Source organism: Mycobacterium sp. pUA109, from assembly GCF_041287095.1.
GTDB lineage: Bacteria > Actinomycetota > Actinomycetes > Mycobacteriales > Mycobacteriaceae > Mycobacterium.
The window spans coordinates 233,500-253,071 of sequence record NZ_JBGGKS010000006.1 but is presented as its reverse complement, the minus strand read 5'-3'; the positions used below and the strand labels follow the sequence as shown (position 1 = coordinate 253,071).

17 protein-coding genes and 1 pseudogene are annotated in these 19,572 nt (G+C 68.9%); 12 read left to right on the top strand and 6 right to left on the bottom strand.

Annotated features, from left to right (window positions below; genetic code table 11):
* Window positions 1-143, top strand: a pseudogene (locus ACAG26_RS09875) (type VII secretion protein EsxI); the annotation flags it as partial.
* Here ACAG26_RS09875 and ACAG26_RS09870 read toward each other — a convergent pair.
* Window positions 140-1,639 (bottom strand): PPE domain-containing protein, encoded by a 1,500-nt coding sequence (locus ACAG26_RS09870; protein ID WP_370481663.1) that lies wholly within the window; start codon window positions 1,637-1,639, stop codon window positions 140-142. The pseudogene ACAG26_RS09875 and the gene ACAG26_RS09870 sit on opposite strands and share 4 nt — an antisense overlap.
* 33 nt (window positions 1,640-1,672) lie before the next feature.
* Entirely contained in the window at window positions 1,673-1,972 is a 300-nt protein-coding gene (locus tag ACAG26_RS09865) for a PE family protein (protein WP_370481662.1), read from the bottom strand.
* Between the two features lie 353 nt (window positions 1,973-2,325).
* On the opposite strand from ACAG26_RS09865, the gene ACAG26_RS09860 reads away from it, so the two are divergent.
* The 10 genes from ACAG26_RS09860 (at window position 2,326) to ACAG26_RS09815 (ending at window position 14,843) form a co-directional block, all read left to right on the top strand.
* Window positions 2,326-3,099, top strand: coding sequence for a response regulator transcription factor (locus ACAG26_RS09860; protein WP_370481661.1), 774 nt, complete (start codon window positions 2,326-2,328; stop codon window positions 3,097-3,099).
* The gene (locus tag ACAG26_RS09855) at window positions 3,096-4,613 is read left to right on the top strand and encodes a sensor histidine kinase (protein ID WP_370481659.1); all 1,518 of its coding nucleotides are present in this window, start codon (window positions 3,096-3,098) and stop codon (window positions 4,611-4,613) included. The genes ACAG26_RS09860 and ACAG26_RS09855 overlap by 4 nt, the downstream gene beginning before the upstream one ends.
* 132 nt (window positions 4,614-4,745) lie before the next feature.
* Window positions 4,746-5,954 carry a PPE family protein gene (locus tag ACAG26_RS09850; RefSeq protein ID WP_370481658.1) on the top strand — a complete coding sequence of 403 codons (1,209 nt, stop codon included), beginning with the start codon at window positions 4,746-4,748 and terminating at the stop codon, window positions 5,952-5,954.
* A 205-nt stretch (window positions 5,955-6,159) separates the two neighbouring features.
* Window positions 6,160-6,249 carry a potassium-transporting ATPase subunit F gene (locus ACAG26_RS09845; protein WP_370481656.1) on the top strand — a complete coding sequence of 30 codons (90 nt, stop codon included), beginning with the start codon at window positions 6,160-6,162 and terminating at the stop codon, window positions 6,247-6,249.
* The gene (gene kdpA, locus ACAG26_RS09840) at window positions 6,249-7,919 is read left to right on the top strand and encodes a potassium-transporting ATPase subunit KdpA (RefSeq protein ID WP_370481655.1); all 1,671 of its coding nucleotides are present in this window, start codon (window positions 6,249-6,251) and stop codon (window positions 7,917-7,919) included. Before ACAG26_RS09845 ends, kdpA begins: the two co-directional genes overlap by 1 nt.
* On the top strand, window positions 7,919-10,048 hold the full coding sequence (gene kdpB, locus ACAG26_RS09835) for a potassium-transporting ATPase subunit KdpB (RefSeq protein ID WP_370481654.1): 2,130 nt from the start codon (window positions 7,919-7,921) through the stop codon (window positions 10,046-10,048). The genes kdpA and kdpB overlap by 1 nt, the downstream gene beginning before the upstream one ends.
* Window position 10,049: 1 nt before the next feature.
* Window positions 10,050-10,925 carry a potassium-transporting ATPase subunit C gene (locus ACAG26_RS09830; protein ID WP_370481652.1) on the top strand — a complete coding sequence of 292 codons (876 nt, stop codon included), beginning with the start codon at window positions 10,050-10,052 and terminating at the stop codon, window positions 10,923-10,925.
* 110 nt (window positions 10,926-11,035) lie between these two features.
* Window positions 11,036-13,570, top strand: coding sequence for an ATP-binding protein (locus ACAG26_RS09825; RefSeq protein ID WP_370481650.1), 2,535 nt, complete (start codon window positions 11,036-11,038; stop codon window positions 13,568-13,570).
* 52 nt (window positions 13,571-13,622) lie between these two features.
* Entirely contained in the window at window positions 13,623-14,303 is a 681-nt protein-coding gene (locus ACAG26_RS09820) for a response regulator (RefSeq protein WP_370481649.1), read from the top strand.
* 87 nt (window positions 14,304-14,390) lie between these two features.
* The gene (locus tag ACAG26_RS09815) at window positions 14,391-14,843 is read left to right on the top strand and encodes a DUF1942 domain-containing protein (RefSeq protein WP_370481647.1); all 453 of its coding nucleotides are present in this window, start codon (window positions 14,391-14,393) and stop codon (window positions 14,841-14,843) included.
* Window positions 14,844-14,924: 81 nt separating this feature from the next.
* Here ACAG26_RS09815 and ACAG26_RS09810 read toward each other — a convergent pair whose 3' ends face one another.
* Genes ACAG26_RS09810 through ACAG26_RS09800 form a run of 3 tightly spaced genes read right to left on the bottom strand, consistent with a single transcriptional unit; the run spans window position 14,925 to window position 17,364 of the window.
* The gene (locus ACAG26_RS09810) at window positions 14,925-15,734 is read right to left on the bottom strand and encodes an alpha/beta fold hydrolase (RefSeq protein ID WP_370481645.1); all 810 of its coding nucleotides are present in this window, start codon (window positions 15,732-15,734) and stop codon (window positions 14,925-14,927) included.
* 23 nt (window positions 15,735-15,757) lie between these two features.
* A complete protein-coding gene (locus ACAG26_RS09805; RefSeq protein ID WP_370481642.1) occupies window positions 15,758-16,615 on the bottom strand; it encodes an LLM class flavin-dependent oxidoreductase in 858 nt (285 codons plus the stop codon).
* A gap of 2 nt (window positions 16,616-16,617) precedes the next feature.
* The gene (locus ACAG26_RS09800; protein ID WP_370481688.1) at window positions 16,618-17,364 is read right to left on the bottom strand and encodes an SDR family oxidoreductase; all 747 of its coding nucleotides are present in this window, start codon (window positions 17,362-17,364) and stop codon (window positions 16,618-16,620) included.
* Window positions 17,365-17,486: 122 nt separating this feature from the next.
* Here ACAG26_RS09800 and ACAG26_RS09795 point away from each other — a divergent pair, with 122 nt between their 5' ends.
* A complete protein-coding gene (locus ACAG26_RS09795) occupies window positions 17,487-18,485 on the top strand; it encodes an Lrp/AsnC family transcriptional regulator (protein ID WP_370481640.1) in 999 nt (332 codons plus the stop codon).
* A gap of 114 nt (window positions 18,486-18,599) precedes the next feature.
* Here the strand turns inward: ACAG26_RS09795 and ACAG26_RS09790 are convergent, their stop codons facing one another.
* Window positions 18,600-19,547 carry an exopolyphosphatase gene (locus ACAG26_RS09790; protein WP_370481638.1) on the bottom strand — a complete coding sequence of 316 codons (948 nt, stop codon included), beginning with the start codon at window positions 19,545-19,547 and terminating at the stop codon, window positions 18,600-18,602.
* Window positions 19,548-19,572 lie beyond the last annotated feature (25 nt).

Genomic DNA, 19,572 nt, shown 5'->3' with positions numbered 1-19,572 from the left:
TGGCCTGCCAAGAATTCATCACCCAACTCGGGCGCAACTTCCAAGTCATTTACGAACAAGCCGCCACCCACGGCAACAAAGTCCAAACCGCCGGCGGCAACATGGCCTCCACCGACGGCGCCGTCAGCGCCAGCTGGGCCTAACCCAATTCGCCCAGCAGGCGCTTTTTCTGCTGGGCAAATTCCTCTTCGGTGAGGATTCCGGCATCGCGGAGGTCGGCCAGTTCCCGCAGTTCGGCGGAGATACTGGTGATTGAGCCGGTCGGAGGTGTCTGCTGGCCGCGGGTCGTCGGGGCCGTCCGGTCCCGGCGCCCCCGGCCGGTAGTGCCGGCCAGGGCCCGCCCGGCCGCGCTCGCCAACGCCATTTCGGCGTACGGCATTTCCGATCCGCCTGCCGCTATCGCCTGTCCGGCGCCGGCCATCATCGCCGGTGCGGCCGCCGCGCCGGATTCCGCCGACGCCAGCGCCACCTGCCGCAGCGCCGGGGGCGCGGCCGCGGTCCAGGCCTGCGGCACCGACAACGCGCCCAGCGAAGCCGCCTGACCCATGTTCGCCGACGCCGTGACGGCGCTCGCGGTGCCCACACTGCCGAGACCACCCAACGGTGCCAGGCCGCCCAGGCCGCCCAAGCCACCCAGCGTCCCCAGCGGCCCGAGGCCTCCCGCCTCGGTCAGCTCGTCGGCGCCCAAGAAATCCAGGCCGACGCCGATCAGATCCAGGCCGACGCCGCCGCCGTCCAAGCCCACCAGGCCGACTCCGTCCATGCCGAGACCCATGGTGTCCTCCGCCAGCCCCAACGATTCGCTTCCGCCGGCGCCGGCCACGGCGCCCGCGCCCGCGGTAGCGCCGGCACTGGCGCCCTTCACCGCGTGCTTGGCGCCGTGCGCGGGCATCGCACCCAGCATCGACAATGCGGCGCTCGGGCCGGAGGTCACCGATGAGGCCCCCGCGGCACCGGAGCCCATCGCCACCTGTCCCAGCCCCGCCGACGACTGCAATGGCTGGGAGAAGCCCTGCAGGGTCTGCGTCACCGCGGCGCTGAGTTGTGACGCCGTGCCCTGGGCCCGACTGCCGGCGGCCTGCATGACCGCGGCGCCCTGGGCGCCGACGCCGCCCGGGTTGGTGTTCTGCTTCGGCGGGGTGAACGGCGTCAATGCGGTGGCCGCGGCCGCGCCGCCCGCGTAGCCATACATCGCGGCGGTATCCTGCGCCCACATTTCGCCGTACTGGGCTTCGGTGGCCGCGATCGCCGCGGTGTTTTGGCCCAGGAAGTTGGTCGCGATCAGCGTCATCAGTTGGGCACGGTTGGCGGCGATCACCGGCGGGGGCACCGTCATCGCGAACGCGGTCTCATATGCCGTCGCCGCCGCCTTGGCCTGGCCGGCGGCCTGCTCGGCCTGTGCGGCGGTGGCGTTCATCCAGGCCACATAGGGTGCGGCCGCGGTGCTCATGGCCAGCGACGACGGGCCCAGCCATTGGCCGGTCAGGCTCGAGACCACCGACTGGTAGGAGGCCGCGGCGGCGCCCAGTTCGGCGGCCAGCCCGTCCCAGGCCGCCGCGGCCGCCAGGATCGGGCCCGATCCCGGCCCGGCGTACATCCGTGCGGAGTTGACCTCCGGGGGAAGCAGTGCGAAATCCATTACCCGACGCTCTCCAAATACCGCAGGGTCTGGTTAGCCGGCGGCGGCCGCGTTGGCGGCCTCGGTGGCCGCGTAGGAGCCGGCGCTGCCGCGCAGCGTCTCCACAAACATCTGGTGAATGGCGGCCGCCTGGCTGCTCACGGTCTGATACAGCGCGGCGTGCGTGTTGAACTGGACCGCGGTCAGCGCCGACACCGGATCGGCGGCCGGCGGCAGCACCCCGGTCGTCGCCGGCGCCGCGGCCGCGTTCTGGGCGCTCAGCGCCGCGCCGATGGCCTGCAGGTCACCGCTCGCCGCCGTCAAAATTTCCGGTTGCGTGGTCACAAAAGACATCGACTTCTCCTCACTTCGTCCCTGGCAGCAAACGCCGCCGCCTTCGCTGACCCGCGCGCGGCTCCCGGCGCTGCGGCTGCTCCTGTGGGGGTCCACCACCCTGGGCGCGACGCGCGTGAAGTTGTTCGCACGCAGGCGTTTAGAGACGCACCTTCGTTTCCTGGCGAGCCTCGTCGAACCAACGGTTGTGTCTCACAGTATTTTTCGTGGCCGATCTCAAGCAAGCCAGCACGCGGGATTCATAGAGAACGCATATCTGCGCCGGCTTTGCGTGGCGCCGGTCACAGCAAAGACATTTGAGAACGCTATGAATCGTGTGACAGTCCCGTGTGTGTCTAGGACAATGTCAGGACATGACGGCAATGTCGGACGACGCGCGTGACCGGCGCCCCCGCAAGGCGATCTTGGGGCAACTCCCCAAGATCAACCGGCCCGACGGGTCACCGATCCGCGTGTTGCTGGTCGACGATGAGCCGGCGTTGACCAACCTGGTCACGATGGCACTGCACTATGAGGGCTGGACCGTCGATGTCGCCCACAACGGCCGGGAGGCCGTGACCAAGTTCGAAACCATCGGCCCGGACGTGCTGGTGCTCGACATCATGCTGCCCGACGTGGACGGCCTGCACATCTTGCAGCGTGTCCGCGAATCGGACACCTACACCCCGATCCTGTTTCTGACCGCGCGCGATTCGGTCACCGATCGGGTCACCGGACTGACCGCCGGCGCCGACGACTATATGACCAAACCGTTCAGCCTGGAGGAACTGGTCGCCCGGTTGCGGGGTTTGCTGCGCCGCTCCAGCCACATGGCCCCGCCGGCCGACGAGGTGCTCAATGTGGGGGACCTCACCTTGGACGGCGCCAGCCGCTCGGTGACCCGCGCCGGCGAGCCGCTGGCACTGACCGCCACCGAGTTCGAGCTGCTGCGCTTCCTGATGCGCAACCCGCAGCGGGCCCTGACCCGCACCGAGATCCTGGATCGGGTGTGGAACTACGACTTCGCGGGCCGCACCAGCATCGTCGATCTGTACATTTCCTACCTGCGCAAGAAGATTGACGCCGGCCGGGAACCGATGATCCACACGGTGCGGGGCGTCGGCTACATGCTGCGACCGTCGGGATGACGGCGAGCCGAACCGCCCGCTGGTGGTGGCCGCGCTCGGTGCGCCGCCAGCTGGTGTTGGGCGTGTCGGCGGTGGTGACCGTGGTGTTGGTGGCCGTCGGCTTGGTGTCGGTGCTGAGCTTGCGGACCTATGTCACCGCGATGAACGACGCCGACGTGTCGGAATCGCTGAACGCGCTCAACCATTCCTACATCCGCTACCGCAGCAGCCAGCCGGCGCCCGGACATCCCGCCAAGCCCGGCATCGGGCAAGCGTTGTTGGGCTTCACCGAGCAGGAACCCGGAAACGTGATCGCGGTACTGCATGACGGCCACGTGATCGGCACGGCGGTCTTCTTTGCCGAAGACGAGCCGCGGCCGGCGCCGGAGGACGTGGTGGCCGCGATCGCGGCGGAGACCTGGCACAACGGGCCGGCCCGCAACATCAACCTGGCCAGCCTCGGGCCGTACCGGGTGGACAGCCGCGGCGTCGACGGCGGTGATCGGCTGGTGGTGGGGGTGTCCCTGAGCCTGGCCAACCGCACCATCACCAACAGGATCATCACGGCCACCGCGTTTTTGGTGGGAGCGCTGGTGGTGACCGCGGTGCTGACGGTGTGGGTGGTGGGTTATGCGTTGCGTCCGCTGCGCCGGGTCGCGGCGACCGCGGCCACGGTGGCCGCCATGCCGCTGATCGGCGGCGACGAGCGGATCACCGCCCGCGTCCGGCAAGACGACGTCGATCCGGATAACGAGGTCGGGATCGTCGCGCACACCTTGAACCGGTTGCTGGACAACGTCGATGGCGCGCTGGCCTATCGCGCTGAGGCCGACAAGCGGATGCGCCAATTCATCACCGACGCTAGCCATGAGTTGCGCACTCCGCTGGCGGCAATCCAGGGCTACGCCGAACTCACCCGCCAGGACAGCTCGGATCTGCCGCCGACCACCGAATACGCCTTGGCCCGCATCGAGTCGGAAGCGCAACGGATGGCCTCGCTGGTCGAAGAACTGCTGCTGCTGTCCCGTCTGGGCGAAGGTCAAGACCTGCACCTCGAAGACGTCGACCTGGCCGATTTGGTCATCCATGCGGTCAATGACGCGGCCGCGTCAGCGCCGACCCATCAGTGGGTCAAGGACCTGCCCGACGAAGCGGTGTGGGTCCGCGGCGACCGGGCGCGGTTGCATCAGCTGATCAGCAATTTGCTCAAGAACGCCTGGGTGCACACCCCGCCCGGGGTGACCGTCACCACCGGCATCACCGCACAGCGCGGCGGTGTCGGTGGCCCGTCCGCCGAGTTGACGGTGATCGACACCGGCCCCGATATCGACGCACAACTGCTGCCGCACCTATTCGAGCGGTTCGTGCGGGCGGATAAGGCGCGCTCGGGTGAGCTGGGTAGCACCGGGTTAGGGCTAGCCATCGTGGCGTCGATCGTCAAGGCGCACCACGGCACGGTCACCGCCGAATCCGCCGACGGTACCACCGTGTTCCGGGTGCGGCTGCCGCTGATCGAGCCGCCGGAAACACCGTGAGTGTGACGAAAGCCACTGTGCGCTCCCGGATCTGAGCCCGGAGCGGCATGAACGCGTTAAGAAACCGAACCGGACCGTTAGGTAGTCGTAAAGGAACTGGCTACCGGTTTCCCGCGGGGCGACGCTGGAGCCATGGATTTCGGAGCGTTACCCCCGGAAATCAACTCCGGCAGAATGTATTCGGGGCCTGGGTCGGCACCGATGCTCGCGGCAGCGACGGCGTGGAGCCAGCTGGCCGCCGAGTTGAGCACGACGGCCGCCTCCTACGAGTCGGTGATCTCCGGCTTGGCCAGCCAGGATTGGCGTGGCCCGGCCTCGGCGTCGATGGCCGCCGCAGCCACCCCGTATGTGGGGTGGCTCAACGCCACTGCCACCCAAGCCGAGCAGGCCGCCAGCCAGGCCAGCACGGCCGCGGCCGCGTTCGAGGCCGCGTTCGCCGCCACGGTGCCGCCGCCGGTGATCGCGGCCAACCGTTCCTTGCTGGCGGCGCTGGTGGCGACGAACATCCTGGGCCAGAACACCCCGGCGATCGCGGCCACCGAGGCCCACTACGCGGAGATGTGGGCCCAGGACGCCGCCGCCATGTACGGCTACGCCGGCGCCGCGGCGGCCGCCACCAACGTGACGCCGTTCACCGCGCCGCAGCAGAACACCAACCCGGCCGGGGTGGCCGGCCAGGGCGCCGCGGTCGCGCAGGCGACCGGCACCGCCGCCGGCAGCCAGACGCAGTCGACGCTGTCCCAGCTGGTCTCCGCGCTGCCCACCGCGCTGCAGAACCTGGCGTCCCCGGCGACCTCATCGTCGTCGTCGCAGTCGGGGCTGTCGGGGATCCTGCAGAACCTCTTTGGCTCCAGCGGCCTCAGCGACAGCATCAACGGGATGGTCAACTCCGGCTTCTGGAATGGGACCAGCACCTTGTCGACCGCGGTCGGGTTCTTGAGCAACTTCGGCAGCGCGCTGGCCGGCAACGGCAGCAGCACTGCGGCGCCCGCCGCGCTGGGTTCGGCGCTGAGCGCCGGGTTCGGCTCCGGCGCGGGCGCGCTCGGATCGGCTGGTTCCACCGGCCTGTCCGGCCTTAGCGGGGTGTCGGCCGGCGTGGGCCGCGCCGGGGCGATCGGCGCGTTGTCGGTGCCACCCAGCTGGGCGCTGCCCACCACGGCGATGGGGTCGAGCACGGCGGCGCTGAGCAGCGCCGGAATGGGCGCCGCGTCGGAGAGCGGGCTGGCCGCCGTGCCCGCCGGGATGCCGCTGGGCGCCGCGGCCGCGCGCAGCGTCGGCGACCTGGGCCCCCGGTACGGGTTCCGCCCGACCGTGATGGCGCATCCGCCGGCGGCGGGGTAACGACCGGGAGCCGTAAAAGTACTGGCGTTCAACGTATTGAAACCGTTAAGACCGTGCGATCTTGCGGTCCCCCCGGCTTATCGTCGGTGCAGGTTGAGCCCTCGATGAGCCGTGCCCGAGAGGAGTTATCCATGCTGGTCTACTTCCTGTTGACGGTGCTGGTGTTCGGTGCACTGGGCGCCATGGTGAGAGTGATCGACAGCCTGTGAACATCACCAACACCGTCGGTCTGGTCCTGGCCATCGTGGTGATCGCGCTTTTGGCCGCGGCCCTGCTGTTTCCGGAGCGGTTTTAATGAGCAACGCAGCGACGGGTGTGCTGTTCGTCGGGTCCCTGGTGGTCGCGTTGGCACTCGTGCACCGACCACTGGGCGATTACATGTACCGGGTCTACAGCTCCGACAAGCACTCCCGTGCCGAGCGGTTGATCTACCGGCTCATCGGCGCCCACCCGTCGGCGGAGCAGACTTGGGCCACCTACGCGCGCAGCGTGCTGGCGTTCTCCGCGGTCAGCGTGGTCCTGCTGTTCGTGCTGCAACTCGTCCAGGGCACGCTGCCGCTACACCTTCGGAATCCCGCGACCCCGATGACCCCGGCGTTGGCGTGGAACACCGCGGTCAGCTTCGTCACCAACACCAACTGGCAGGCCTACCCCGGTGAAACGACCCAGGGCCACCTGGTGCAGATGGCCGGGTTGGCGGTGCAGAACTTCGTCTCGGCCGCGGTGGGGATGGCGGTGGCAGTGGCACTCGTCCGCGGGTTCGCCCGCCGACGTACCGGGGAACTCGGCAACTTCTGGGTCGACCTGGTCCGCGGCACGCTGCGCATCCTGCTGCCGATCGCGGTCCTGGGAGCCGTCGTGCTGGTCGGTGGCGGTGTGATCCAGAACTTCCACCTACACGACCAGGTGGTGGCCACGCTAAGCGGTGCGCCGCAGCGGATTCCCGGCGGTCCGGTGGCCAGCCAGGAGGTCATCAAACTACTGGGCACCAACGGCGGTGGTTTCTACAACGCCAACTCGGCGCACCCGTTCGAGAACCCGACCGCATGGACCAATTGGGTGGAGACCTTCCTGATCCTGGTCATCGCCTTCTCGCTGCCCCGCACCTTCGGTCGCATGGTGGGAAACACCCGGCAGGGCACCGCGATCGCGGCGATCATGGCTGTCATCGCCATCGCCAGCGTCAGCCTGATTGGCCTGTGCCAGCTGCAGCACCACGGCACCGTACCCACCGCCGCCGGCGCCGCCACCGAAGGCGTCGAACAGCGCCTCGGGGTCGCCGACTCGGCGGTGTTCGCCGACGCGACCACGCTGACGTCCACCGGGGCGGTCGACTCGGCCCACGATTCCTACACCAGCCTGGGCGGCCTGATGACGATGCTCGATATGCAGCTCGGCGAGGTCGCGCCCGGCGGGGTCGGTTCGGGCCTGTACGGCATGCTGATCCTGGCCGTCCTCACCGTGTTCGTCGCCGGGCTGATGGTCGGCCGCACCCCGGAATACCTCGGAAAGAAGATCACGCCCCGCGAGATCAAGTTGGCGGCAAGCTATTTCCTCGTCACCCCGCTGGTGGTGCTGATCGGCACCGCGATCTCGATCGCGCTGCCCGGCCCGCGGGCAGCCATGGCCAACACGGGACCACACGGTCTGTCGGAAGTGTTGTACGCGTTCACTTCCGCGGCCAACAACAACGGCTCGGCCTTCGCCGGTCTGGGCGCCGACACCGGGTGGTACAACACCGCCCTGGGCCTGGCGATGCTGATCGGCCGGTTTGCACCGATGATCCTGGTGCTCGCCCTGGCCGGTTCGTTGGCCCGCCAGGGCAGCACGCCGGAGTCCGTCGGCACCTTGCCCACCCACAAACCCCAGTTCGTCGCCATGGTCGTGGGGGTGACGGTCATCCTGGTCGCGCTGACCTTCCTGCCCGCGCTGGCGCTCGGGCCGCTCGCCGAAGGAATCCACTGATGCTGACTGCACCGCGGGCAGACATAAAATCCCCTAAAAAGCCGGTGTCTCCCGGGCTTTTGCGACTGCTCGGCGGGGGTCTGCCCGCCGCACTGCGCAAGCTGGACCCCCGCACCCTGTGGCGCAACCCGGTGATGTTCATCGTGGAGATCGGTGCCGCTTGGTCCACCGTGTTGGCCGTCAGCCAACCGAGCTGGTTCGGCGCGCTAGTGGTGTTCTGGCTGTGGCTGACGGTGCTGATCGCTAACCTCGCCGAAGCCGTCGCCGAAGGCCGCGGCAAGGCGCAGGCCGACACGCTGCGCAAATCCAAGGCAGACACCGTTGCGCGCCGGCTGCACGGGTGGGCGCCCGGGGTCGCCGGCACGGAAGAACGCGTCGCCGCACCGCTGCTGCAGCGCGGCGACATCGTCGTCGTGGAAGCCGGCCAGATCATTCCCGGCGACGGCGATGTGGTGGAAGGCATTGCGTCGGTGGATGAATCGGCCATCACCGGCGAATCCGCCCCGGTGGTCCGCGAATCCGGCGGTGACCGCTCGGCGGTTACCGGCGGCACCACCGTGTTGTCGGACCGGATCGTGGTCCGGATCACCCAGCAACCCGGGCAGAGCTTCGTCGATCGGATGATCGCGCTGGTCGAGGGCGCCAACCGGCAGAAGACCCCCAACGAGATCGCGCTGAACATTCTGCTGGCCGCGTTGACCATCATCTTCGTGGTCGCGGTGGCCACCCTGCAACCGCTGGCGATCTACGCCAAGGCCAACACGCCCGGGGTACCGGACGGTGTGGCACTGGGCGGCCACGGTATCGCCGGCATCGTTCTGGTGGCGCTGCTGGTCTGCCTGATCCCCACCACCATCGGCGCACTGCTGTCGGCCATCGGGATCGCCGGCATGGACCGGCTGGTGCAGCGCAATGTGCTGGCCATGTCCGGGCGCGCGGTTGAGGCGGCCGGCGATGTCAATACCTTGCTGCTGGACAAAACCGGCACCATCACCCTGGGCAACCGACAGGCGTCGGCGTTCCTCCCGGTCGCCGGGGTCAGCGTCGCGACGCTGGCCGACGCCGCCCAGCTGTCCAGCCTCGCCGACGAAACCCCCGAGGGCCGTTCGGTGGTCGTCTACGCCAAGGAGGCTTACGGGTTGCGGGCCCGGACCCCGGGTGAGCTCGTCAACGCGACGTGGGTCGGGTTCACCGCGGTCACCCGCATGTCCGGAGTCGATGTCGACGGACGCCAGTTGCGCAAGGGCGCGGCCAGCGCCGTGGCCGACTGGGTGCGCCGCCAGGGCGGGCGCATTCCCGCAGAACTCGGCCAGCTCGTCGACGGCATCGGCGCCGCCGGTGGCACCCCGCTGGTCGTGGGCGAGGCCACCGACGACGGCGCCCACGCGCGGGTGCTCGGCGTCATCCATCTCAAGGACGTGGTGAAGCAGGGCATGCGCGAGCGGTTTGATGCGATGCGCCGGATGGGGATCCGCACCGTGATGATCACCGGGGACAACCCGTTGACCGCCAAGGCGATCGCCGACGAGGCCGGGGTTGACGACTTTCTGGCAGAGGCCACCCCGGAGGACAAGCTGATGCTGATCAAGCGTGAGCAGGAGGGCGGCCGGCTGGTCGCGATGACCGGCGACGGCACCAACGACGCCCCGGCGCTGGCCCAAGCCGATGTCGGCGTGGCGATGAACACGGGAACCACCGCGGCCAAGGAGGCCGGCAACATGGTGGATCTGGACTCCGACCCCACCAAGCTCATCGAGATCGTCGAGATCGGCAAGCAGCTGCTCATCACCCGCGGCGCGCTGACCACCTTTTCCATCGCCAACGACATCGCCAAGTACTTCGCCATCATCCCGGCGATGTTCGTCGTGCTGTTCCCGGGCCTGGACCTGCTCAACGTCATGCGGCTGCACAGCCCCCAGTCGGCGATCCTGTCGGCGGTGATCTTCAACGGGCTCGTCATTGCCGCCTTGATCCCGTTGGCGCTGCGCGGGGTCCGCTACACCCCCAGCAGCGCGTCGAAACTGCTCAGCCGCAACCTGTACCGCTACGGGTTGGGCGGGATCGTCGCCCCGTTCATCGGGATCAAGCTGATCGACCTAGTGGTGCAACTGCTTCCCGGGATGGCATGAGATGACGTTGACCAATCTGGCCCGCCAGCACTGGGCCGCGCTACGCGCACTGCTGGTTTTCACTGTGCTCCTCGGTGTCGGCTACCCCGTGTTTGTTTGGCTGGTGGCGCAGGCTCCCGGGTTGCATTCCCGCGCGGAAGGCTCGATCGTCACCGCCGGCGGTACACCGGTCGCCAGCGCGCTGATCGGCCAGGCGTTCACCGACGCCGCCGGGCACCCGTTGCCGCGCTACTTCCAGTCCCGGCCGTCGGCGGCCGGTTCTGGTTATGATCCGACGGCCAGCGGCGCCAGCAATTTGGGGCCGGAAAGCATCGTCGACACCCCCGGCCAGCCGAGCCTGCTCACCCAGGTGTGCGCCCGCAGCGCCGCGATCGGGCGGCTGGAGGGGGTGGACGGCTCGCGGCCGTTTTGCACCGGCACCGGGGTGGGTGCGGTGCTGTCGGTGATCGGCCCGCGTGATGCGCGCGGCAACGTGCCGCAGCCGACGCGGGTGGTCAGCGTCAACGAGCCGTGTGCGGCCGGTCACCGGCCGTTCCTGGCCAGCTACCGCGGTGTCGCGGTGCAGTGCGCGACGCCCGGCGAGGACTACGCGATCGGCCAGCTGGTGCCGGTCCGGGGGGCGGCCCCCGAGCGCCCGCAGGTCCCGGCCGATGCCGTCACCGCCAGCGGCAGCGGCCTCGACCCCGACATCTCCCCGGCCTACGCCGACATCCAGGTCGCTCGGGTGGCCCGGGCCCGACACGTCACCGCCGCGCAAATACGGGCGGTGCTGGACCGGCACCGCCGCGGCCGCGAACTCGGGTTCCTCGGTGAGCCCCGCGTCGACGTGGTCGCCCTGAACCTGGACCTCGACCGAACGTATCCGGTGCCGCGCTAATGCCCGCGAGCAGACGCAAACGCCCCGTATTTCACCTCAAAATGGGGACTTTTGCGTCTGCTCGCCGTGAGAAGCCCACTGCCCGCACGTCACGGGGGGATGATGGTTACGTGACCGATGTCGAGCACCGTCGCAAACGCGGGGAGCTGCGCATCTACCTGGGCGCCGCGCCCGGCGTCGGAAAGACATTTGCGATGCTCGGCGAGGCGCACCGCCGGCTGGAACGCGGCACCGACGTGGTTGCGGCTGTGGTCGAAACACATGGCCGCCAGAAAACCGCGGAACTGCTGGACGGTATCGAGATCTTGCCGCCCCGCTACATCGGCTATCGAGGGCATCGCTTCCCCGAACTCGATGTGGCCGCCGTACTGGCCCGCAATCCGCAGGTGGTGTTGGTCGACGAGCTGGCCCACACCAACACCCCGGGCAGCGCGAACCACAAACGCTGGCAGGACATCGAGGAGCTGCTCGACGCCGGGATCACGGTGATCTCCACGGTCAACATCCAGCATCTGGAGAGCCTCAACGACGTGGTCGCCCAGATCACCGGAATAACCCAGCAGGAGACGGTGCCCGATTCGGTGGTGCGGCAGGCCACCCAGATCGAACTGATCGATATCGACCCGGAGGCGCTGCGCCGCAGGCTCTCCCACGGCAACGTCTATGCCCCGGAGAAGGTGGATGCGGCGCTGTCCAACTACTTCCGCAGCGGAAACCTCACCGCGCTCAGGGAGCTGGCGCTGTTGTGGTTGGCCGATCAGGTCGACGCCGCCCTGGCGAAGTACCGTGCCGACAAACGGATCACCGATATCTGGGAGGCCCGCGAGCGGGTCGTCGTCGCCGTCACCGGTGGCCCGGAATCGGAAACGTTGGTGCGTCGGGCATCTCGGATTGCGACGAAGTCGTCGGCCGAGCTGATGGTGGTGCACGTGCTGCGCGACAGCGGCGGCCTGGCCCGCGTCTCGGCACCCCGGATGGGCAAGGTCCGCGAGCTGGCGACCAGCCTGGGCGCGTCGCTGCACATCGTGGTCGGCGACGACGTCCCCACCGCCCTACTGGATTTCGCCCGGCAAACCAACGCCACCCAGCTGGTGATCGGCACCTCCCGCCGCTCCCGGTGGGCGCGGATTGTGGACGAAGGCATTGGCGCGATGGTGGTGCGGCAATCCGGTAAGATCGACGTCCACATCGTGACCCATGAGGAATCCCAGCGGGCGTTCGGGGCGGCGCCGATCTGGCCGCGGGAACGACGCGCCGCATCCTGGCTGGCGGCGCTGCTGGTGCCGTCGGCGATCTGCGCGATCATGCTCAGCTCGCTGGACCGCTTCCTGGGCACCAGCGGCGCCAGTGCCCTGTTCTTTGTCGGGGTGCTGGTGGTGGCCCTGCTCGGCGGTGTCGCCCCGGCGGCGCTGTCGGCGGTGCTGTCCAGCCTGTTGTTGAACTACTACCTGACCGCACCCCGGCACAGCTTCACCATCGCCGAACCGGACGCCGCGGTCACCGAGGTGGTGCTGCTGCTGGTCGCGGTCGCGGTCGCGGTGCTAGTCGACGGCGCCGCCAAACGCGCCCGGGAGGCCCGCCGCGCCTCCCAGGAGGCCGAACTGCTGACGCTGTTCGCCGGATCGGTGCTGCGCGGCGCCGACCTGGACACCCTGCTGGAGCGGGTGCGGGAGACCTATGCGCAACGCACCGTCAGCTTGCTGCGCGCCGGGCCCACCGGCAGCAGCATTATCGCCAGCGTCGGCGCCGACCCGTGCGCCTCGGTGGATGCCGCCGACACCGTGATCGAGGTCGGTGACGACGAGTTCTGGATGCTGATGGCCGGCCGGAAGCTAGCCGCCCGCGACCGTCGGGTGCTGGGCGCGGTCGCCAACCAGGCGGTGGGCCTGGTCAGGCAGCGGGAGCTGGCCGAAGAGGCCAGCCGGGCGGAGGCGATCGCCCGGGCCGACGAGCTGCGCCGCTCGCTGCTGTCGGCGGTCAGCCATGACCTGCGCACGCCGCTGGCCGCGGCCAAGGTCTCGGTGTCGAGCCTGCGCGCCGAGGACGTCGGCTTCTCCCCCGAGGACACCGCGGAGTTGCTGGCCAGCATCGAAGAATCCATCGACCAGCTCACCGCGCTGGTCGGGAACCTGCTGGACTCGTCACGGCTGGCGGCCGGCGTGGTGCACCCCGAACTGCGCCGGGTGTATCTGGAGGAGTCCGTGCAGCGGGCGCTGGTCAGCATCGGACAGGGCATCACCGGGTACTTCCGGTCCGGTATTGACCGGGTGAAGGTCGACGTCGGCGGCACGGTGGTGCTGGCCGATTCCGGGCTGCTGGAACGGGTGCTGGCGAATCTGATCGACAATGCGCTGCGCTACGCGCCCGACGGGGTGATCCGCATCAACGCCGGCCGGGTCCGTGACCGGGTGCTGATCAGCGTCATCGACGAAGGCCGCGGCATCCCGGAGGGGGCCGCCGACCACATGTTCGACGCGTTTCAGCGGCTCGGCGACCACGACAACACCACCGGCGTCGGGCTGGGGCTCTCGGTGGCCCGCGGCTTCGTGGAGGCGATGGGCGGCACCATCCAGGCCAGCGACACCCCCGGTGGCGGGCTCACCGTGGTGGTCGATCTGGCCGCCCCGGACGAGGATGGGCGCTGATGACCCGCGCCGGCGACGATGCAGAGCGCAGCGATGAGGAGGAGCGGCGCTGATGACCCGGGTGTTGGTGATCGACGACGAACCACACATTCTGCGTGCGCTGAAGATCAACCTGTCGGCCCGCGGCTATGAGGTCGTCACCGCGGCCACCGGGGCCGGGGCGCTGCGCGCGGCCGCCGAACACCGTCCCGAGGTGGTGATCCTCGACCTCGGCCTGCCCGACATTTCCGGCATCGAGGTACTGGCCGGGTTGCGGGGCTGGCTGACCGCACCGGTGATCGTGCTCTCGGCGCGCACCGACTCCTCGGACAAGGTGGAGGCATTGGATGCCGGCGCCGACGATTATGTGACCAAGCCGTTCGGCATGGACGAGTTGTTGGCCCGGCTGCGCGCTGCGGTGCGCCGTGGCACTACGGCCTCCGAGATCGACCAGCCGGTGATCGAAACCGCCTCGTTCACCATCGATTTGGCTGCCAAGAAGGTCATTAAGAACGATGCCGAAGTCCACCTGACGCCCACCGAATGGGGAATGCTGGAAATGTTAGTCCGCAACCGCGGCAAGCTGGTCGGCCGCGAGGACCTGCTCAAGGAGGTATGGGGGCCCTCGTATGCGAGGGAGACCCACTATCTGCGGGTGTATTTGGCGCAGCTGCGACGCAAACTCGAAGACGACCCGTCGCGCCCCAAGCACCTGTTGACCGAGGCCGGCATGGGCTACCGCTTCGAGGTGTGAGCCGAATAGCGCCGGGCAGGTTTGAGATCCGCGAGGTTGGGTACAACCCTCAAGATCACCGGAGCATCGCGGAAGGAGTTTGACGTCATGCTCTCCAACCTCGCTACTAAGACGACGGCAGCCGTCGCCGGAATCGCGACGGCAGGGATCCTCGCGGCGACACCGGCGCTCGCGGACCCGCAAACGCTTCCATTCGGCCAATCAGCGGAAATCCCCAGTCCAGGTGGAGCCATCAGCTACACCGTGCAAAACCTGCAACCCAGCGGTCACAACGACGGCATCTGGTACTCCGATGTCACCGCCCAAGCCACGTCGGGTTCCCCGACCCCGAACATCGCCGACTTCAACGCCCGGGCGGTGAACAGCTCGACCTACGCGGTGATGAAGGGCAACGAGGTGGACGGCCTTCCTAACGCGCCCATCGCGACGGGCAACCAGTCAAGCGGCAGGCTGTACTTCGACGTCAAAGGGGGCACAGCGCCCGACAGCGTGGTGTACCGGGACGCCGCCGGCGTCGACAAGGTCGTCTGGAAGAGCTGACCGCCCCGACCGCGCCCAACGTGCACCGGTGGCGGCAATTCCGTGAAAATCCCGCTGCCAGCGTACGTTCGACGAGTGGGGTCAGGCCACGCGCCCGATGAAGGCGCTTACCGTTCGGTAGAACTCGTCCGGTTTCTCGTGCTCGACGAGGTGACCGCAGTCGGCGACGACGACCGCCTGGCAGCCCGGGACCGCGGCCGCGATTTCTTCGGAAAGCCCTGGCGGCGTGCAGAAGTCCTGGTCCCCGCAGATCACCAGGGTCGGCTGCCCGATGTCGTGCAGGCGCGGCAACGTGTCGTGGGCAGCGATCATGTCGATGCGTTGCAGCGCGATGTCGCGGTCCCGCGGCCCAGCGGGTTGCGCGGCCGCGCGGTCGATCCACGCCGTGACCCGGTCGGGATGCTCGCGGGCGTATTTCGGGGAGAACAGAAACAGCGCGTACCCGGACAGCACGGCATGGCGATCCCATTCGGCGGCCATCTGGCGCCGCACGGCGAACTCCCGCGTCATGAACGCATCGAAGCGCGCGAACGACGCCACCATGGTCAGGCTTCGCACGCTGTGCGGATGGTCCAACGCCAGGTACTGCCCGATCGCGCCGCCGGTCGACGCGCCCACCACATGCATTGGCCCCAGCTTGAGGTGCGCCACCAACGACGCCATGTCGGCGGCCAGTTGCGCCGTGGTGTAGCCGCTTTCGGCGCGGCTGGATCCCCCGGTGCCGCGCTGGTCGGGGACAACAACGTAGTGGTCGGCGGCGAACCGGTCGATCTGGCCGATCCAACTTTTACCGGTGCCGGCCAGGCCCGAAATCAATAGCGCCGGCGGGTCGGCGGGATCGCCGTACGTCTCGTAGTACAACGAGATTTCGTCGGTATGCAAGGTAGCCATGGTCATCTTTCCGATCGGTGTGGTTACAGGACGGCGTCGGCGAGGCGCTCAAGCTGGTCCAGCGACGCGACGCTGGGGTGAAACAGCAGCGCCTTGAAGCCGAGGTCGCGGTAGGCGCGCACGGTGGCCACCGCGTCATGCGGCGAGGCCAGCATGTCGGCGACGTTGAGTTCGGCGTACTGGGGCACGAACCCGTAGTAGCTGCGCAGATTCGCCTGCCCGGCGTGCACCGTCGCGGCGTCGCCGAACGCGAAATTCACGCTGGCGTTCAGCCACGGCGTACCCGCGCGGCCGGCCTGCTGCCAGGCCACCCGGACCCGGTCGGCGAACGCCGACTGGTTCGCATAGTCGCGGACGGCGCCGGCCGCCCAGCCGTCCCCCACCGTGGTCACCCGCCGCAACGTCGCTGGCGACGCCCCGCCGAACAGCACCGGAATCTGCACCGGCGCGGGGCACAGCGGGACGTCACCGGTCACCACGTCGGCGCGCCACACCCGCCGCATCAGCTCGAGGGTCTGGTCGAAAACCCGTCCCCGCTGGTGGAAGTCCGCACCCGTCGCCGCGTAGTCGTCGGTGCGTCGGCCCACGCCGAGCCCCAGCGTGAGCCGGTTACCGGAGATAGCGGCCAAGCTCGCCAATTGCTTGGCCAGCGGTGCGGCGGGGTACAGCGGTGCCAGCAACACGTTGGTGATCAGCCGCAGATCGCTGGTGGCGCCGGCCGCCACGGAGAGAGCGACGATCGAGTCGAGGCTGGGGTAGACCACCCGGTCGATGGTGGTGACTCCGGCGAATCCGTACTGTTCGGCCTGCTGCGCCCACTCGGCGATCAGCGAACCACTCACCCGGGCAATGTGGTTGGGCAGGCCGATGACGATTTGCATGGCTATCCCTTCGAATTGATGGCGGCGTAGAGCTCGCGGTAGCTGGTGGCGGGAGCGGCCAGTCGGCACGGTTCGGCCCGCGCCACGACGATCTCGGTGGGCTGCGGCCGCGCTTGCAGCAGCGTCATCGTCTCAGCGACAAAGGCATCCAGCGGCATCATGGTGGGGTCGTCGGCGAGGGTGTTATGGATGTCGGTCTGCACCCGCGGTGGCACGATCTCGATCACCTCAACCGCGGTGTCGCGTAACTGGAATCGCAGCGACTCGGTGTAGGAGTGCAGTGCCGCTTTAGTCGCGCAGTAGGTGGCAGTGACCGCTTTGGGCACGAACGCCAGCGCAGACGTGACGTTGATGATCGCCGCGCGTGGTTGGGCGAGCAGCGCCGGCAGCAACCCGGCGGTCAACCGGATCGGCCCCAGCAGATTGGTCGCCACCACCGCCTCCGCCGCGGCCGCGTCACCGGCGGTGAGGTCCTCCACCCGCATGATCGCGGCATTGTTGATCACGACGTTCAGACCCGGGTACCGGTCGCCGAGTTCGGCGGCGAATCGCGCTACGTCGGCCGGATCGCCCTGATCAAGCGGCAGGTAACCCATGGACGGGTTGGCGTCGACGACCGCTTGTAGCGGCTCGCGGCGCCGCCCCGCGACGACGACCTGGTTGCCCAACCGGTGCAGCGACTCGGCCAGGCCCCGACCGATTCCGGTGCCGCCGCCGGTCACCAGGATGGTGTTGCCCGTCCACTGCATGTCGGTGCCTTTCTCTCGATCCCCGCGGCCCAGCGTCGCAGCCATGGCCTCAAGGTGCCTATGCCTACCCGGAAAATGGCTATAAACCGCCATCTATCCAGCACGAAACGCATACTTTTCTCATGGTTGATCGGCTTGACGCACAAATCCTTCACGCATTGGAGCTATCGCCGCGGGTGTCGTTTCGTCGTGTGGCCACCGTCGTCGGCGCATCCGAGCAAACCGTCGCCCGCCGCTACCAGCGGTTGCGTCGCGAGGGGGTGCTGCGCGTGGTGGGTCTCGTCAACCCCCGCGTGCACGGCGAGGCCCAATGGGTGGCGCGCATCCGCGCCAAACCCGACCGGATCGCGCAATTGGGCGACGCGCTGGCGCGGCGGTCCGACGTCACCCACGCCAACATCCTGTCGGGGTGGACCGAATTGGTCTGTGTCATCCGCGCGCCGGTCCGTGAGAGCCGGGACAGTCCGTTGCTGCAACAGCTCCCCCGCACCAGCTCGGTACTCGACATCAGCGTCGAGCTGGTGCTGCACGTATTCGGCGAACCGGCGACCGCACAGTGGGCCGGCTACGGTCACAAACTCAGCGCCGAGCAAACCACCCAGATCCTCGACGACCCGGCCGGCCAGGTCGCGTCGGGTCCCCTCATCACCCCCACCGCGCACGACCAGCCGCTGCTGGACGCGCTCGCCGACGATGGCCGCGCCACCCAGGCGCACCTGGCAGACCGGGCAGGTTGGTCGGCGGCCCGGGTGGCTCGGCGGGTGGCGGCGCTGGAAGCCTCAGGCACCCTGGTCTACGACGTCGACGTGCTCGGGGAACGGCTCGGGTTCCAGCTCAACGCGATGTTGTGGCTCAGCGTCGCGCCGCGGCACCTGCACCGGGTGGGGGAACGGATCGCTGCCCACGACGAGGTCGCGTTCGTCGCCGCGGTCAGCGGCCAGCACAACCTCATAGCCGTGCTCATCTGCCGCGACGCCGACGATCTATACCGCTACCTCACCGCAAACCTCGCCGCCATCGACGAGGTCCACGGCTACGACATCAGCGTCCGGGCCCAGCGGCTCAAGCAATCGGCATCGCTGGTCGCCGGCGGCCGACTGGTCACCGCCCGTCGCACGTGAGCCCGCCCACCCGCACCGAACGTGCGCTCAGGGCGGAAAATCCGCGAAAAACCCGCCACCAGTGCACGTTCGGCGAGAGAAGGACGAGCGAGGGGCGAGCGGAGGCGCCGGCCCTTAGCCAATGGATAGCGCGATACCGTCCAGGATGTCGTGCTCGCTGACCGTCAGCTCGGTGATGCCGGCCCGCTCGCGCAGCGCACACGCCAACTCCTGCACCACGATCGCCCCGCCGCCGATGACATCGGCGCGACCCGGGTGCATCGGCCCCAGCGCCGCCCGCTGGGCGCGGGTCATGCCGATCAGCCGGTCACACACCGCCAGCAGTTCGTCGTAGCCGACCCGCGAAAGGTGAATGGCCGCCGAGTCGTACACCGTCAGATTGTGGGCCAGCGCGGACAAGGTGGTCATCGTCCCGGCCACCCCCACCCAGGTTCGGGCGCCCTGCACCGGGACCACCCGCAGCGCTTCGGCGAGCCGCTCGCGGACCACGCGGCGGGCCGCCGCCACCTCGTCGGCGCTGGGCGGGTCGGAGTGCAGGCAGCGTTCGGTCAGCCGCACACAGCCGATGTCGGCCGAGTAACTGGCCGACACGCCCTCGGCGGCGGTCCCGAGGACCACCTCGGTGGATCCGCCGCCCAGGTCGACGACGACGAATGGCGCACCGGCGGAATCCAGTTCGTCGACCGCACCGCGGAAAGACAGTTCGGCTTCCTCGGCGCCGCTGATCACCTCGGCCACCGCGCCGGGCACCACCGCGCCCAGCACCTCGGCGGTCATCGCGAAAAAGGCGTCCCGGTTGGCGGCGTCGCGGGCCGCCGACGTGGCGACCATGCGCACGTCGCCGACCTGGTGGGTGCGTAGCAGCGCCGTGTAGTCGACCAACGCGGCCCGGGTCCGCGCCAACGCGTCCGGAGCGAACTCACCGGTCGCGTCAACGCCCTGACCCAGCCGCACGATGCGCATCTCGCGGTGCACCTCGCGCAGGTGGGCGCCCACCGCGTCGGCGATCAGCAACCGAATCGAGTTGGTGCCGCAGTCGATTGCGGCCACCCGGCGATTCATATTGCGCCACTCCTCCTCATCGCTT